At 67.9% G+C, this 15,162-nt stretch carries 14 protein-coding genes; 7 read left to right on the top strand and 7 right to left on the bottom strand.

The features are described 5' to 3' along the window. Window positions 1-16: 16 nt before the first annotated feature. The 7 genes from rng to DFR45_RS11875 all read right to left on the bottom strand — a co-directional run bounded on the left by rng (window position 17) and on the right by DFR45_RS11875 (window position 7,001). The gene (rng, locus tag DFR45_RS11905; protein WP_114484026.1) at window positions 17-1,504 is read right to left on the bottom strand and encodes a ribonuclease G; all 1,488 of its coding nucleotides are present in this window, start codon (window positions 1,502-1,504) and stop codon (window positions 17-19) included. 38 nt (window positions 1,505-1,542) lie between these two features. Beyond that, window positions 1,543-2,175 (bottom strand): Maf family protein, encoded by a 633-nt coding sequence (locus tag DFR45_RS11900; protein ID WP_114483964.1) that lies wholly within the window; start codon window positions 2,173-2,175, stop codon window positions 1,543-1,545. 145 nt (window positions 2,176-2,320) lie between these two features. Further along, window positions 2,321-2,788: a 23S rRNA (pseudouridine(1915)-N(3))-methyltransferase RlmH gene (gene rlmH / locus DFR45_RS11895; protein WP_114483963.1), complete on the bottom strand. Its 468-nt coding sequence runs from the start codon at window positions 2,786-2,788 to the stop codon at window positions 2,321-2,323. Between the two features lie 17 nt (window positions 2,789-2,805). After that, window positions 2,806-3,618: a ribosome silencing factor gene (gene rsfS / locus DFR45_RS11890; RefSeq protein WP_114483962.1), complete on the bottom strand. Its 813-nt coding sequence runs from the start codon at window positions 3,616-3,618 to the stop codon at window positions 2,806-2,808. Window positions 3,619-3,943: 325 nt separating this feature from the next. Further along, the gene (hemF, locus tag DFR45_RS11885; protein ID WP_114483961.1) at window positions 3,944-4,981 is read right to left on the bottom strand and encodes an oxygen-dependent coproporphyrinogen oxidase; all 1,038 of its coding nucleotides are present in this window, start codon (window positions 4,979-4,981) and stop codon (window positions 3,944-3,946) included. After that, on the bottom strand, window positions 4,978-6,279 hold the full coding sequence (purD, locus tag DFR45_RS11880; protein ID WP_114483960.1) for a phosphoribosylamine--glycine ligase: 1,302 nt from the start codon (window positions 6,277-6,279) through the stop codon (window positions 4,978-4,980). The genes hemF and purD overlap by 4 nt, the downstream gene beginning before the upstream one ends. Before the next feature lie 2 nt (window positions 6,280-6,281). Beyond that, entirely contained in the window at window positions 6,282-7,001 is a 720-nt protein-coding gene (locus DFR45_RS11875) for a YebC/PmpR family DNA-binding transcriptional regulator (protein ID WP_114483959.1), read from the bottom strand. Window positions 7,002-7,084: 83 nt separating this feature from the next. Here DFR45_RS11875 and DFR45_RS11870 point away from each other — a divergent pair, with 83 nt between their 5' ends. From DFR45_RS11870 to DFR45_RS11840, 7 genes are all read left to right on the top strand, one after another. Next, a complete protein-coding gene (locus DFR45_RS11870) occupies window positions 7,085-8,629 on the top strand; it encodes a helicase HerA-like domain-containing protein (protein WP_114483958.1) in 1,545 nt (514 codons plus the stop codon). Window positions 8,630-8,672: 43 nt separating this feature from the next. Then, window positions 8,673-9,515, top strand: coding sequence for an enoyl-CoA hydratase-related protein (locus DFR45_RS11865; RefSeq protein WP_114483957.1), 843 nt, complete (start codon window positions 8,673-8,675; stop codon window positions 9,513-9,515). A 101-nt stretch (window positions 9,516-9,616) separates the two neighbouring features. Continuing rightward, on the top strand, window positions 9,617-10,252 hold the full coding sequence (upp, locus tag DFR45_RS11860) for a uracil phosphoribosyltransferase (protein ID WP_114483956.1): 636 nt from the start codon (window positions 9,617-9,619) through the stop codon (window positions 10,250-10,252). Between the two features lie 106 nt (window positions 10,253-10,358). Next, on the top strand, window positions 10,359-11,447 hold the full coding sequence (locus tag DFR45_RS11855; protein WP_114483955.1) for a BMP family protein: 1,089 nt from the start codon (window positions 10,359-10,361) through the stop codon (window positions 11,445-11,447). 16 nt (window positions 11,448-11,463) lie between these two features. Continuing rightward, window positions 11,464-13,086 carry an ABC transporter ATP-binding protein gene (locus tag DFR45_RS11850; RefSeq protein WP_114483954.1) on the top strand — a complete coding sequence of 541 codons (1,623 nt, stop codon included), beginning with the start codon at window positions 11,464-11,466 and terminating at the stop codon, window positions 13,084-13,086. Continuing rightward, window positions 13,083-14,144 carry an ABC transporter permease gene (locus DFR45_RS11845; RefSeq protein ID WP_114483953.1) on the top strand — a complete coding sequence of 354 codons (1,062 nt, stop codon included), beginning with the start codon at window positions 13,083-13,085 and terminating at the stop codon, window positions 14,142-14,144. The genes DFR45_RS11850 and DFR45_RS11845 overlap by 4 nt, the downstream gene beginning before the upstream one ends. A gap of 94 nt (window positions 14,145-14,238) precedes the next feature. Continuing rightward, window positions 14,239-15,162, top strand: coding sequence for an ABC transporter permease (locus DFR45_RS11840; RefSeq protein ID WP_114483952.1), 924 nt, complete (start codon window positions 14,239-14,241; stop codon window positions 15,160-15,162).

Raw genomic sequence — 15,162 nt, 5'->3', positions numbered from 1 at the left:
CGTAGCTCGCACAGCCTCACAGCAGCACGATGTCGTACTGCTCGGGCCCGAGCGCGCTTTCGGCCTGCAAAGAGATCGGTTTGCCGATGAAGTCCGACAGGCCCGCGAGGTGCTGGCTTTCTTCGTCGAGAAAGAGCTCGACCACGCGCGGCGGCGCGATGACGCGGAATTCGCGCGGGTTGAACTGGCGCGCCTCGCGCAGGATTTCGCGCAGGATGTCGTAGCACACGCTGCGCGCGGTTTTCACGCTGCCGCGGCCCGCGCAGGCGGCGCAGGGCTCGCACAGCAGCTGCGCGAGCGACTCGCGCGTGCGCTTGCGCGTCATCTCGACCAGGCCGAGTTGCGAAAAGCCGCTCACCGTGGTCTTGACGCGGTCGCGCGCGAGTTGTTTGCGCAGCTCGCCCAGCACGGCCTGCTGGTGGTCCTCGCGCCCCATGTCGATGAAGTCGACGATCACGATGCCGCCCAGGTTGCGCAGGCGCAGCTGGCGCGCGATGGCCTGCGCGGCCTCGAGGTTGGTCTTGAAGATGGTGTCGTCGAAATTGCGCGCGCCCACGTAGCCGCCGGTGTTCACGTCGATGGTGGTGAGCGCCTCGGTCTGGTCGATGACGAGGTAACCGCCCGACTTCAGCTCGACGCGCCGCCCGAGCGCGCGCGCCACTTCGTCGTCGATCGCGTACAGGTCGAAAATCGGCCGCTCGCCCTTGTAGTGCTGCAGCTTGGCTGCGGCCGCAGGCATGAACTCACGCCCGAAAGCGCGCAGACGCTGGAATTGCTCGTGCGAGTCTATGCGTATGCTTTGCGTGTGCTCACTCACGAGGTCGCGCAGCACGCGCTGCAGCAAGTCCAAATCTTGGTGCAAGAGCGAGCGCGGCGGCAGCTCGAGCGCGGCCGCCTTGATGCGCGCCCAGGTCTTGCGCAGGTAGGCGATATCTTCGGCGAGCTCGGCGTCGCTCGCGTCCTCGCCGTTGGTACGCAGGATGAAGCCGCCCCCGCCGCCGCTGGCCTTGTCGCCCACGAGCGCCTGCAGGCGCGCCCGCAGCGCATCGCGCTCGGCCGCGGGGATTTTTTGCGACACGCCCACATGCTCGTCCTGCGGCAAAAACACCAGCAGCCGCCCCGCGATGCTGATCTGCGTCGAAAGGCGCGCGCCCTTGGTGCCTATGGGGTCTTTGATGACCTGCACCATCAGCGCCTGGCCTTCGAACACCTGCTTTTCGATCGGCACCTGCGCCTCGCTTTTGCGCGCCCAGGGCACGGCATCGCCTTCGGCGGGGCGCTGCCAGACGTCGGCCACGTGCAAAAACGCCGCGCGCTCGAGGCCGATGTCGATGAAGGCCGACTGCATGCCCGGCAGCACGCGCGAGACTTTGCCGAGGTAAATGTTGCCCACGAGGCCGCGCTCGAGCGCGCGCTCGATGTGCAGCTCCTGCACCGCGCCGCTTTCGACCACCGCGACGCGCGTCTCCTGCGGCGACCAGTTGATGAGGATGTCTTGTTGCATGGTGGGCATGGCGGGGGCGGAAAGGATGGGGGCCGAAATTACAGCTCGAAACCGATGTCGCGCAGCAGCTGCGCGGTTTCGTACAAAGGCAGCCCCATGATGCCCGAATAGCTGCCCGCCAGCTGCGCAATGAACGCCGCCGCGCGGCCCTGCACGCCATAGGCCCCGGCTTTGCCCAAGGGTTCCCCCGTGGCCACGTAGGCGGCGATCTGCGCTGTCGTCATGGCCGCGAAGCGCACGCGCGAGACCGACAGCGCCGCAAGCCGACGGGGCCCGGCCTGCAGCGCGACGGCCGTGAGCACGCGGTGCACCCTGCCCGAGAGCGCAGCGAGCATGCGCTCGGCCTCGGCGGCGTCGGCAGGCTTGCCGAAGATGTGGCGCCCGAGCGCGACGGTGGTGTCGGCGCACAGAATCGGCGCCTCGGGCAGACCGCGGCGCGCATGCCGCGCCACCGCGGCGTCGAGCTTGAGCGCCGTCACGCGCTGCACGTAGCGGGCCGGCGCCTCGCCGGGGCGCACGGCTTCGAGCGCTTCGGCGTCTTCGGCAAGGTCTTCGACCGCATCTTCTGCACCGGCAGTTGTGGGCAGCAGCAGTTCATGGCGCACGCCGATCTGGGTCAGCAGCTGGCTGCGGCGCGGGCTTTGCGAGGCGAGGTAAATAAAGGCGGACATGGCGGCCTGATTATGAAAGAAAAAGGCCTTTTGCGCTGATGGTAGCTACGCAAGCAGATACGAAATCCATAGCATCCCTGCGGTGCACGGACACGGACACGGACACGCCCCGCCCTGCCGGGCCGCCCGGAAGGCTCGCGCCTTCTCAGGCTCGGTGGTATGGATGCCCCGCGTTGATCGACCAGGCGCGGTAGAGCTGCTCGATCAACAGCACGCGCACCAAAGCGTGCGGCAGCGTCAGGTCGGACAGGCGCAGGCTCTCGTGCGCAGCGGCGCGCAGCGCGGGGTCGAGCCCGTCGGGCCCGCCGATCAAGAGCGCCACGTCGTCACCCGATTGCTGCCAGCCGCGCAGCCGCTCGGCCAGCGCCGGCGTGGTGATGCGCGCGCCGCGCTCGTCGAGCACGACCACATGCGCCCCGCGCGGCAGCGCCGCCTCGATGCGCGCGCGCTCGGCGGCGTGCAGGGTTTGCAGGCTCTTGCTGCCGCGCGGCTCGGTCTTGACGGTCTTGAGCTCGACCTTGAGCTCGGGCGGAAAGCGCTTGGCGTAGTCCTCGTAGGCCGTCTGCGCCCAGTCGGGCACACGCTGGCCCACGGCCACGATCAGCAGCTTCATGGCCTGCGTGCGTCAGCTCAGGCGTTGGAAGATGAGGATTTCTTGCCGGCGCTTTTCCGGGACGCCGTTTGGGAGGCTGCGGTTTTTTTGGCCGCGGTTTTCGCGGCCGCCTTCTTGCGCGCGGGCGGCGCGACGACGATGGTCTTCACAGGCGCCTTGGACGATTTCTGCGCAGCCTTCTTCACGGCTGTTTTGGCCGCCGTTTTTGCTGCCGTTTTAACCGCTGTTTTCGGCGCGGCTTTGGCAGCCGTTTTGACTGCGGTTTTAGTAGCTGCCCGCGCAGGCGTTTCCTTGGCTGCAGGCTTTTTGACCGTGGGTTTTTTCACGACCGGGGCGGCCGCATCTGGCGCCTCTGCTTGGGTCTTGCTGCGCTTGGCCGGCTTCTTCGCTGCGGCCACATCCTCGGCCGCTGCGGGCTTGGCAGGCTTCACAGTCTTGGCGGGCTTGGGGGCGCCAAGCTTCAGGCGCACGGGCGTCTCGCCCCAGAGCTCTTCAAGCCGGTAATACTGGCGGATCGCGGGCTGCATGATGTGCGCCACGGCGGCGCCGCAATCGACGATGATCCACTCGCCGTTGTCCTCACCCTCGATGCGCGGCTTGTCGAAGCCCGCCGCACGCACCGCGTCGCGCACGCTCGCGGCCAGCGCTTTGGTCTGGCGGTTCGAGGTGCCCGAGGCGACGATCACGCGCTCGAAGAGCGGCGAGAGTTCCGCCGTGTTGAAAACCTGTATGTCCTGCGCCTTGACGTCCTCCAGGCCATCGACGATGGCGCGCTGGAGCTTGGTGATGTTCTTTTTGGCGGCGGATTCCGAAAGGGTGTTGGTGCTCATCAGAGGGGTGGGGTCAAAAATATGAACGCGATACTAGCAGCCTGTCGGACTTTGGAATCGTCGGCTGCGAATGTGCCGCAGCGGCCCATTTTTTACCGTTTTCTTGCCCCATAGTCCCGCTATGGGGCGGCGATTCCGGCAAAAACTGGCCTCGCTGGGGCCCATTCTCGCTTTCGACGCCCAAAGTCCGACAGGCTGCTAGCGTGCAAGCCGCATGCCAGCCATAGGCAAGTTCCCGGCGCCGACGTGCGGGCGCCACGGTGGCGGCGCGGAAATTTCAGGTGTTTTTGGCCTTTTGCGCAGGTGCAGCAAGCGCAAGCAGCTCTCATTTTTGGGGTGCCTCGGCGCTGCCAGGCGCGTGCGCTTCGGCAAGCCAGTCGCGCCGCTGCAGAAATTCGCGCACGAGCGCGGCTTCGGGCGTTTCGGGGCCATCTTCGCGCTGGTACGACCAGGCCACGAGCGGCGGCATCGAGAGCAGAATGGACTCGGTGCGCCCGCCCGACTGCAGGCCGAAATGCGTGCCGCGATCCCACACGAGGTTGAATTCGACGTAGCGCCCGCGCCGGTAGAGCTGGAACGCGCGCTCGCGCTCGCCCCACGGCGTGTGGCGGCGGCGCTGCACGATGGGCAGATACGCGCCCAGAAAGGCATCGCCCACGGACTGCAGCAGGCCTAGGCTTTGCGCAAAGCCGAGCTCGGCAAAGTCGTCGAAAAAAATGCCGCCCACGCCGCGCTGCTCGCCGCGGTGGCGCAGGTAAAAGTATTCGTCGCACCACTGCTTGAAGCGCGGGTACTTGTCGGCGCCAAAGGGCTGCAGCGCGTCGTGGCAGCAGCGGTGAAAGTGCTGCACGTCTTCGAGAAAGCCGTAGTACGGCGTCAAGTCCATGCCGCCGCCAAACCAGCAGTGCGCGGGCGCATCGGGGCCCAGGTCGGGCGCACGGGCGGCGATCATGCGCACGTTCATGTGCACCGTGGGCACGTAGGGGTTGCGCGGGTGGAACACCAGCGACACGCCCATGGCCTCGAACGGTGCGCCCGCGAGCTCGGGGCGGTGCTGCGTGGCCGAAGGCGGCAGGCGCGGCCCGCGCACGTGCGAAAACCCGCAGCCCGCGCGCTCGAACACCTGCCCGCCTTCGATGATACGCGTGATGCCGTCGCCCTGCAGCGCCTCGCCAGGCTCTTTGCTCCAAGGGTCGATGAGGCTCCTGGCGACCGTCTGTCCTGCGCCAGCAGCTTGCGCTTCGATAGCATCGAGCGCATCCATGATGCGCGCCTGCAGGCCCAGCAGGTAGGCGCGCACCTGGGGGACTTGGTCGGCCAGAGCGTCGGGGGCGGCCTGCGTGGCCGTTGGCTGCGCGCTCATTTCAGCGCCCGGTGGCCGATGTCGCGCCGGTACTGCGCGCCGTCGAAGTGGATGCGCTGCACGATCTCGTAGGCGCGCTGCTGCGCCAGGCGCAGGCTGTCGCCGAGCGCGGTGACGCACAGCACGCGCCCGCCGCTGGTGCGCAGCACGCCGTCCACCAGCTCGGTGCCCGCGTGGAACACCATGGCGTCGTCACCCAGCGCGGATTCCGGCGGCAGGCCGGTGATGACGTCGCCCTTGCGCGGCTGGTCGGGGTAGCCGTGTGCGGCCATGACCACGCCCAGCGCCGTGCGCCGGTCCCACTGCAGCTCGATCTGGTCGAGCTTGCCGTCGATGGCAGCGCCCAGCACATCGACCAGATCGCTCTTGAGGCGCATCATGATGGGCTGCGTTTCGGGGTCGCCCAGGCGGCAGTTGAATTCGAGCGTCTTGGGGCGGCCCTGCGCGTCTATCATCAAGCCGGCGTAGAGAAAGCCCGTGTACGGAATGCCATCCTTGGCCATGCCGCGCACGGTGGGCAGGATGATCTCGCGCATCGCGCGCGCGTGCACGTCGGCGGTCACGACCGGTGCCGGCGAATACGCGCCCATGCCGCCGGTGTTGGGCCCCTGGTCGCCGTCGAGCAGGCGCTTGTGATCCTGGCTGGTGGCGAGCGCGAGCACGTTCTTGCCATCGCACAGCACGATGAAGCTCGCCTCTTCGCCGGGCAAAAATTCCTCGATCACCACGCGCGGCTGCGCCCGGCCTTCGGCGTCCGCGTTGTGCTGCACGCCGTATTTGTTGTCGATCAGCATGTAATCGACCGCAGCGTGCGCCTCGGCGAGCGTCTGCGCCACGACCACGCCCTTGCCCGCCGCCAGGCCATCGGCCTTGACGACGATGGGCGCGCCGAGCCGCTCGATGAAGGCGTGCGCGGGCGCTGGCTCGGTGAAGGTGTCGTAGTCCGCCGTGGGGATGCCGTGGCGGCGCATGAAGGCCTTGGAGAAGGCCTTGGAGCTCTCGAGCTGCGCCGCGGCGCGCGTGGGGCCGAAGATGCGCAGGCCGTGCGCACGGAATTCATCGACCACGCCGGCCGCGAGCGGCGCCTCGGGGCCGACCACGGTGAGGCCGATCTTGTGCTCCTGCGCCCAAGTGCGCAGCGCCTGCACGTCGGTGATGGGGAGGTTTTCGAATGCACCCGACAGCGCCGTGCCGCCGTTGCCTGGCGCGACGTAGATCTTGCCGGCCTTGGGCGACTGGCGCAGCTTCCAGGCCAGCGCGTGTTCGCGGCCACCGCCGCCGATGACGAGAATGTCCATGGTCAGAGCGCCGCGTTGTGATAGACCGCCTGCACGTCGTCGAGGTCTTCGAGCGCGTCGAGCAGCTTTTGCATGCGCACGGCGTCGTCGCCCGAGAGCTCCACGGTGTTTTCGGGGCGCATGGTGACTTCGGCCACTTCGGGCGTGAGCCCCGCGGCTTCGAGCGCGGCCTTCACGGCCTCGAAGTCGGCCGGCGCGGTGAGCACCTCGATGGTGCCCTCGTCATCGCTGATCACGTCCTCGGCGCCGGCTTCGAGCGCCACTTCCATGACCTTGTCCTCACTCGTGCCGGGCGGGAAGATCAGCTGCCCGCAGTGCTTGAACTGGAACGCCACCGAGCCTTCCGTGCCCAGGTTGCCGCCGTATTTGCTGAACACGTGGCGCACCTCGGCCACGGTGCGCACGCGGTTGTCCGTCATGGTGTCCACGATCACGGCCGCGCCGCCGATGCCGTAGCCCTCGTAGCGGATTTCCTCGTAGTTCACGCCCTCGGCGTTGCCCGTGGCCTTGTCGATGTTGTATTTGACGCGGTCCGAAGGCATGTTCGCGGCCTTGGCCTTTTCCACCGCCAGGCGCAGGCGCGGGTTCGCCGCCAGGTCGCCCCCGCCGGCGCGTGCGGCCACCGTGATCTCGCGGATGATGCGCGTCCAGATGCGCCCGCGCTTTTCATCCTGCCGCCCCTTGCGGTGCTGGATGTTGGCCCATTTGCTGTGTCCTGCCATGGCAAGTCCTTTTGATCCTGTTGATCCTGTTGATCCTGTTTTAATCTCGCTGGATTTTACTTTTGCCCCACACTCCTTCCGCCATGACCGAACCTCTGTTGATCGCGCGCAATGCCCACACCCAATGCGAGCTGCTGCCGCAGATGGCCAACCGCCACGGCCTCATCACCGGTGCCACGGGCACGGGCAAGACGGTGACGCTGCAGACCCTCGCGGAAAATTTTTCGCGCATCGGCGTGCCAGTGTTCCTCGCCGACGTCAAGGGCGACCTCAGCGGCATCAGCCAGCCGGGCCACATCAGCGAGAAACTCGCTGCCACGCTTGCCGAGCGCGGCCTGCCCCAGCCCACGCCGCAGGCCTGCCCCGTGACGCTGTGGGACGTCTTTGGCGTGCAAGGCCACCCCGTGCGCGCGACCATTTCCGACCTGGGGCCGCTGCTGCTCGGGCGCATGCTCGACTTGAACGACACGCAAATGGGCGTGCTGAACCTGGTGTTCAAGCTCGCTGACGACAGCGGCCTGCTGCTGCTCGACCTCAAAGACCTGCGCGCCGTGCTGCAGTACGCCGCCGACAACGCGCGCACGCTCACCACCAGCTACGGCAACATCAGCGCCGCGAGCGTGGGCGCAATCCAGCGCGGCCTGCTGCTGCTCGAACAGCAAGGCGGCGACCGATTCTTCGGCGAGCCCATGCTCGACATTGCCGACCTGCTGCAGACCGTCGATGGCCGTGGCGTGGTCAACATTCTTGCCGCCGACCAGCTCATGAACGCGCCGCGCCTGTACGCGAGCTTTCTGCTGTGGCTGCTGTCCGAATTGTTCGAGCACCTGCCCGAAATCGGCGACCCCGAAAAGCCCAAGCTCGTGTTCTTCTTCGACGAGGCGCATTTGCTCTTCGACCAGGCGCCCAAGGTGCTGCTCGAGCGCATCGAACTGGTCGTGCGCCTGGTGCGCTCCAAAGGCGTAGGCGTGTATTTCGTCACGCAAAACCCGCTCGACATCCCCGACAGCGTGCTCGCGCAACTGGGCAACCGCGTGCAGCACGCGCTGCGCGCCTTCACCCCGCGCGACCAGAAAGCCGTGCAGGCGGCAGCCAGCACCATGCGCCCCAATCCGGGCTTGGACATAACGCGCGCGATCACCGAACTGGCCGTGGGCGAGGCGCTCGTGAGCCTGCTCGACGCACAGGGCCGCCCCGGCGTGACCGAGCGCGCCTTCGTGCTGCCGCCCGGCAGCCAGATCGGCCCGATCACGCCACAGCAGCGCGAGGCGCTGCGCGCGCAATCGCTGGTCGCGGGCGTCTATGAAAAAACCGTGGATCGCGAATCCGCCTACGAAAAGCTCCAGGGCCGCGCTGTATCGGCCTCCGGGCCTTCCGCTCCTGGCGGTGCAGCACCCGGCACTTCCCAAGCCGGGTCAGCCAATGCCAGCAGCGGCGCAGGCGCCCTGTCCAGCGTGCTCGGCGGCCTGGGCGAGGTGCTGTTCGGCAGCACCGGCCAGCGCGGCGGCCAGCGCGACGGCCTGGCACAGACGCTGGCCAAGTCCGCCGTGCGCACCATGGGCTCGGCGCTGGGCCGCGAGCTGCTGCGCGGCGTGATGGGCACGCTCGTAGGCGGCAAGCGGCGTTGATGCCCCCTTCTGATTCCCCTGATTTTTCTCACGGAGCCCCTGCATGTCCCACCTGAGCTGCTTTACCCTCCAGATCGACGCCCATGTCGCACACCTCGTGCTCAACCGCCCCGAGGCCATGAACACCATGGGCCCGGTGTTTTGGCGCGAGCTCGATGCCGTGCTCACCGAACTGCACCACGGCAACGCGGCGCGCGCGCTGGTGATCTCGAGCACCGGCAAGCATTTTTCGGCCGGCATGGCGCTCGACGTGTTCGGCGGCGCGATCGCCATGGACGACGCCACCCCCGAGGGCCGCGCCGCCATCTTCGATCTGCTGGGCGACCTGCAGGCCACCTTCACGCGGCTCGAAAACCTGCGCATCCCCGTGATCGCCGCGATCCACGGCGGCTGCATCGGCGGCGCGGTGGACATGGTCACCGCGGCCTGCATACGCTACGCGAGCGCCGACGCCTTCTTTTGCGTGCAGGAGATCAACATCGGCATGGTGGCCGACGTGGGCACGCTGCAGCGCCTGCCCAAGCTCATCCCCATGGGCATGGCCAAGGAGCTCGCCTACACCGGCCGGCGCCTGAGCGCCCAGCGCGCGCTGGCCTGCGGCCTGGTCAACGAGGTGTTCGACAGCCACGAGGCGCTGGTCGCTGGCGCGCTGCAGTGCGCACGCGAAATCGCGAGCAAAGCGCCCGTGGCCGTCTGGGGCAGCAAACAGGCGCTGAACTACGCGCGCGACCACTCCGTCGAAGACAGCCTGCGCCAGATGGGCTGGCTGCAAGGCGCCGTATGGAGCACCGCCAACGTGCAAAAGGCGATCAGCGCGATGAAGCAAAAAAGCGCTGCGGACTTCCCACCCCTGGCCCCGCTGCGGCGCTTTGGCGATGCCTGCTGACAAGATTATCAAAACAGTAGCTACCAGCGCTTGATGCATGAGCTCTAAGGCCGTTTTTGATCCAAAATCCGGCCATCCATCTTTCCCTTGCGCCTACCACCATGACCGACCCCCAAGTCCACGTCGTCACCCACCCGCTCGTGCAGCACAAGCTCACGCTGATGCGCAACAAGGAAGCGAGCAGCACGTCGTTTCGCACCCTGCTGGGCGAGCTCGCCATGCTCATGGCCTACGAGATCACGCGCGACGTACCCACGCAGCTCGTCGAGGTCGAGACGCCGCTCGAAAAAACCATGGGCCCCATCATCGACGGCAAGAAGCTGGTCTTTGCCTCCATCCTGCGCGCGGGCAACGGCATGCTCGACGGCCTGCTGCGCGTGGTGCCCAACGCCCGCGTGGGCCACATCGGCCTGTACCGCGACCCAAACACGCTCGAGGCCGTGGAGTATTACTTCAAGATGCCCACCGGCATGAACGAGCGCGACGTGATCGTCGTCGATCCGATGCTGGCCACGGGCCACTCGGCCGTGGCCGCGATCACGCGGCTCAAGCAGCTGCAGCCGCGCTCGATCAAGTTCCTGTGCCTGCTGGCCGCGCCCGAAGGCATCGCCACGCTGCGCCAGGCGCACCCCGACGTGCCCATCTACACCGCCGCAATCGACCGCCAGCTCAACGAGCACGGCTACATCCTGCCCGGCCTGGGCGACGCGGGGGATAGGATTTTTGGCACGAAGTAGGGCCGACACAAAGACGCAAACAAGCGCGCCACTTGGGCACGCATCTTGCTTACCCTTCGTTGTTTCATCCTGCCATCGTTCCCACCCTTTTGCACGAGGAAGCACCATGACCGATCGTTCCAACGCCTCCCACACCACCCTTGAGGCCCAAACCAAGCGCTGCGCCAGCCCCGCGCACCCCACACGCCGCGGCTTTGGTGCCAGCCTGCTCGGCCTGGCCCTGAGCGCAGCAGCCACGCTGGGCCTGGCCCCAGCGCCAGCGACGGCACAGACGGCGCAACCCAAGCTCAAGGTCGCGGCCATTTACACCGTGCCATACGAGCAGCAATGGGTCAGCCGCATCCACAAGGCGCTGAAGGCCGCAGAGTCACGCGGCGAGATCGAATACAAGTCGAGCGAGAGCGTGGCCAATGCCGACTACGAGCGCGTGATGCGCGAATACGCCACGGGCGGCAGCCAGCTCATCGTGGGCGAGGTGTTCGGCGTGGAAGCTGCGGCGCGCAAGGTCGCCAAGGACTTTCCCAAGGTCGCCTTTCTCGCGGGCTCTTCGGGCAAGCCGCAGGCGCCCAACTTCAGCGTGTTCGACAACTACATCCAGGAGCCCTCCTACCTCACGGGCATGATCGCCGGCGGCATGACCAAGACGAACAAGATCGGCATGGTCGGCGGCTTTCCGATCCCCGAGGTGAACCGCCTGATGAACGCCTTCATGGCCGGTGCACGCGAAGTCAACCCCAAGGTCGAATTCATGGTCAGCTTCATCAACAGCTGGTTCGATCCGCCCAAGGCCAAGGAAGCCACCTTTGCCATGATCGACAAGGGCGCCGACGTGCTCTACGCCGAGCGCTTCGGCGTGAGCGACGCGGCCAAGGAAAAGGGCAAGCTCGCGATTGGCAACGTCATCAACACGCAAGAGCAGTACCCCGACACCGTGGTCGCCTCGGCGCTGTGGCACATGGAGCCGACCATAGACCGTGCGATCCAGCGCGTCAAAGAAGGCAAGTTCAGTGCCGAAGACTACGGCCCCTATTCGATGATGAAGTACGGCGGCTCCTCGCTCGCGCCGCTGGGCACCTTCGAGAAGAAAGTTCCGCCCGAGCTCATGGCCAAGGTGCGCGCACGCGAGGCCGAGATCCGCGCCGGCAAGTTCACCGTGAAGATCGACGACAGCGCGCCGCGCTCCACGGTCAAATGAGCACGGCACACACGGCATGACGGAAACCGTCCTGGAGTTGCGCGGCATCACCAAGCGTTTCGGGCCGCTGCTGGCCAACGACGGCATCAGCCTGCAGCTGGCGCGCGGCGAGGTGCTGGCCCTGCTCGGCGAGAACGGCGCGGGCAAGTCCACGCTGATGTCCATCCTGTTTGGCCACTACGTCGCCGATGCGGGCGAGATTTTCGTGCACGGCCGGCCGCTGCCGCCCGGCCAGCCGCGCGCGGCGCTCGCGGCGGGCATAGGCATGGTGCACCAGCATTTCACGCTCGCCGACAACCTCAGCGTGCTCGACAACGTGCTGCTCGGCACCGAGCCGCTGTGGCAGCCGTTTTCACGCCGCGCCGCGGCACGGCAGCGGCTGCTCGACGTGGCGCAACGCTTTGGCCTGCCCGTGCAGCCCGATGCGCGCGTGGGCAGCCTCTCGGTGGGCGAGCGCCAGCGCGTGGAAATCCTCAAGGCGCTGTACCGTGGCGCGCGCATCCTCATCCTCGACGAGCCCACCGCCGTGCTCACGCCGCAAGAGAGCGAAGCCCTGCTGCAGACGCTCACGCAAATGGCCGCGCAGGGCCTGTCGATTCTTTTCATCAGCCACAAGCTCGCCGAGGTGCTGCGCGTGGCGCAGCGCGTGGCCGTGCTGCGCCATGGCCGGCTGGTCGCCGAGGCGCCCGCCGCAGGCACCACGCAGGAGCAGCTCGCGCAGTGGATGGTCGGCCAGGCCGTGGCAGCCGCGCCGCTGCGGCAACCCGCCAAGCGCCTGGGGGCACCGTGCTGCATCATCGAAAATGTGAGCACCTCAGGCCATCTGCGCGAGCGTTTGCACGCCGTTTCACTGACATTGCACGCGGGCGAAATCGTGGCCGTGGCGGGTGTTTCGGGCAACGGCCAGACGGCGCTCGCCGAGCTGCTCAGCGGCCTGCGTGCGCCCGTCGCAGGGCGGCTCACGCTGCTGGGCCGGCCCTGGCGGGCGCGCCCGGCCTGGCTCGTCGCGCAAGGCGTCGCGCGCATTCCCGAAGACCGCCAGGGTGTGGGCCTGGTGGGCGAGCTGCCGCTGTGGGAGAACGCGGTCTCCGAACGCCTGCGCAGCCCCTGGTTTGCCTCCCCCTGGTGGCGTGGCCGCTGGTTGCGGCGCGCCGCTGCGCGTGCACATGCACGGCGCATCGTCGAGACTTTCGACGTGCGCGGCGGCGGGCTCGACAGCCCCGCGCGTGCGCTTTCGGGCGGCAACATGCAAAAACTCATCCTTGGCCGCGCACTGCTGCCGCCAGCCGGCGCCGACGGCCGCGCCGCGGCACCGCCGCCGCGCCTGATCGTCGCGCACCAGCCCACCTGGGGCCTGGACATAGGCGCAGTGCGCTTCGTGCAGCAGCAGCTCGTCGCCGCGCGCGATGCGGGCGCGGCGGTGCTGCTGATCTCGGACGATCTCGACGAGGTGATCGCGCTGGGCGACCGCATCGCCGTACTGCACGCCGGCGCGCTCTGCCCCGCGCGCCCTGCCCACGCATGGACACGCGCCAGCATCGGCCTGGCGATGGCCGGCAGTGTCGCAGGCGAGGATGGGGTCGATAGCGATGGCGAAAATACGCACAGCCACCCCTCGCGCCCCGCAACTGCCCCATGAGACTCGAAAAACGCCATGCCGTCGCCCCCGCAGCCTACGTGGCTGCGCCCGTGGGCGCCGTCGTCTTCACGCTGCTCGTGTGCGCGCTGCTGCTGCGCTGGGCCGGCGCACCCGTGGGGCGCAGCTACGTGCTGCTGCTGCAGGGCGCGTTCGGCTCGGTGTTCGCGCTCACGGAAACGCTGACGCGCGCCACGCCGCTGATCCTCACGGGCCTTTGCACCGCGGTGGCGTTTCGCGCGCGCCTGTTCAACATCGGCGCGGAAGGCCAGTTCTACGCCGGCGCGCTGGCGTGCGTGGCCGTGGGCGGTCTGCATGGCGGCACCGGTTTTGCCGCGCCCGCATGGCTGCTGTTTCCGCTCATGATGCTGGCCGCAGCGCTGGCCGGGGCCCTGCTGCTGCTGGGCCCGGCGCTGCTCAAAACGCGCCTGGGCGTCGATGAGGTGGTGACCACGCTGCTGCTCAACTTCATCGTGCTGCTGCTCGTCTCGGCCCTGCTCGACGGCCCCATGAAAGACCCGCTCGCGCTCGGCTGGCCGCAGAGCGTGACGCTGCAGGACGGCCTGGAGCTCGCGCGCCTGGTGCCGCAGACGCGCCTGCACACGGGCCTGCTCTGGGCGCTGGCGCTGGCCGTGCTGCTGTGGCTGCTGCTGGCGCGCACGCTGCCCGGGTTCGACCTGCGCGCCACGGGCGCAAACGCGCGCGCCGCCGCATTCGCGGGTGTGCCCGTGACGCGCACGCTGGTGTGGGTCGCGCTGCTCTCGGGCGCTCTGGCAGGCCTTGCGGGCGCCATCGAAGTCGCCGGACGCACGGGCTACGTGACGCTGGACATGTCGCCCGGCTACGGCTACAGCGGCATCGTGATTGCCATGCTGGCCGGATTGCATCCGCTCGGCGTGATCGCGGCGGGCGTTTTCGTGGCGGCCACGCTGGTCGGCGCCGACAGCATGGGGCGCGCCCTGGGCGTGCCGACCTACATCGCCGACGTGATCGTCGCCACGTCCCTGCTCGCGGTGCTCGTGGCCACGCTGCTCACACAATACCGGGTGCGTTGGAAATGACTTCGAGTTACATGACAAATTGGCTTCAAGTGCGCTCCCATAAAGCGCAAGCAGCTATCAATGTGAAAGCATCCGGCACGTCGGAGTGCCGCGCATGACCGCATGGCTGGACATCCTCTCCAACCTGGCGTTCTGGGGCGCCGTGCTGCGCGTGGCCACGCCGCTGATCCTGGGCACGCTGGGCGTGCTGCTGTGCGAGCGCAGCGGCGTGCTGCACCTGGGCATAGAAGGCATCATGGTCGCGGGCGCTTTTGCGGGCTGGCTCACGGTCTATGCAGGCCATGGCCTGTGGGCGGGCGTGGCCGTGGCCGCGCTCACGGGCGCCGCGTTCGGGCTGCTGCACGCCATGCTCACGGTCTGGCTGGCACTGTCGCAGCATGTCTCGGGCCTGGGCATCACTCTGTTTGCCACGGCGCTCAGCTATTACGGCTACCGCGTCAGCTTCCCCAAGGTGAGCACCCCGCCCACCATAGAGCCCTTCGCCCCTATGGCCTGGCTCGGCGTGCCGGTGCTGCAGGCGCAAACGCCGCTGACCCTGCTCGCGCTGCTGCTCGTGCCCGCGCTCGCCTGGCTGCTGGCGCGCACGCCGCTGGGCCTCGCGCTGCGCATGGCGGGCGAAAACCCCCAGGCCGTGGAGAGCCAGGGCATCCCGGTCGCCACGCTGCGCACGGGCGCCGTGGTCGCCGGCTCGGCGCTGATGGGCGTGGCCGGCGCCTTTCTCACGCTCTCGGCTTTCAACACGTTTTTCTTCAACATGGTCAACGGCCGTGGCTGGATCTGCGTGGCGCTGGTGGTGTTCGCCTCGTGGCGCCCCGGCAAGGCGCTGGCGGGCGCGCTGCTCTTCGCCTTTTTCGATGCACTGCAGCTGCGCCTGCAACAATCGGGCGACGCCTGGCTGCCCTATCAGGTGTACCTGATGCTGCCCTACCTGCTGTCCATCCTCGCGCTGGTGCTGGTGGCGCGCAAGGCCGCCTACCCGCAGGCGCTGATGAAGCCCTACCGCAAAGGAGAACGCTGA

The sequence above is a fragment of the Extensimonas vulgaris genome, assembly GCF_003337425.1.
Classification (GTDB): domain Bacteria; phylum Pseudomonadota; class Gammaproteobacteria; order Burkholderiales; family Burkholderiaceae_C; genus Extensimonas; species Extensimonas vulgaris.
This window is presented reverse-complemented; position numbering and strand designations above follow the sequence as displayed.